The 554-nt window shown below is 64.8% G+C and carries 1 pseudogene; it reads left to right on the forward strand.

Features of this window, described 5'->3' with window-relative positions:
• Nucleotides 1–554 (forward strand): annotated as a pseudogene (locus tag EOA36_RS36720) (AsmA family protein); the annotation flags it as partial.

Raw genomic sequence — 554 nt, forward strand, 5'->3', positions numbered from 1 at the left:
GGTTTTGCGGCGTGGCTGTCGAAGGATGTCGACGAGGCGATCCGCCGTCTGCCTGCCGCCGGTTTCAAGGCCAAGGTCGATCTCTCGGAGAACCATCAATCCTTCAGCGATCTCGAATTGATCCTGGGCAAGGCGAAGTTTTCCGGTCGCATCGATTCCAGCCAGCCCGACGGCGACGCAAAGCCCTCGGTGCTGATGCGGCTCGAGGGCGGCGAACTTGATGTCGACGGGCTGGCGGCCTTCGCCTCGATCTTCGTCAGCGACAAGGGCGCCAACCGTTTTGCCAGCAGCGACCTCGATTTCCAGATCAAGGCCGGCCCGGTCAGCGCCGGCGGCTTGACCGCCGACACGGTCGATACCGCACTCAGGCTGCGGGACGGGCTGCTCGAAATCGACCGGCTGTCGGTGGGCGGACTGGCCGGCGCCTCGATCAGCGCCACCGGCCGGATCAAGGATTTTCCGGCGAGCCCGACCGGCAAGCTCGACGCCTCGGTGGTGGCTGTCGACCTGAAACCGCTGATCGACGTCGCCGCGCAGCATTATCCTGATAATGC

The sequence above is a fragment of the Mesorhizobium sp. M8A.F.Ca.ET.021.01.1.1 genome, from assembly GCF_003998025.1.
Taxonomy (GTDB): domain Bacteria; phylum Pseudomonadota; class Alphaproteobacteria; order Rhizobiales; family Rhizobiaceae; genus Mesorhizobium.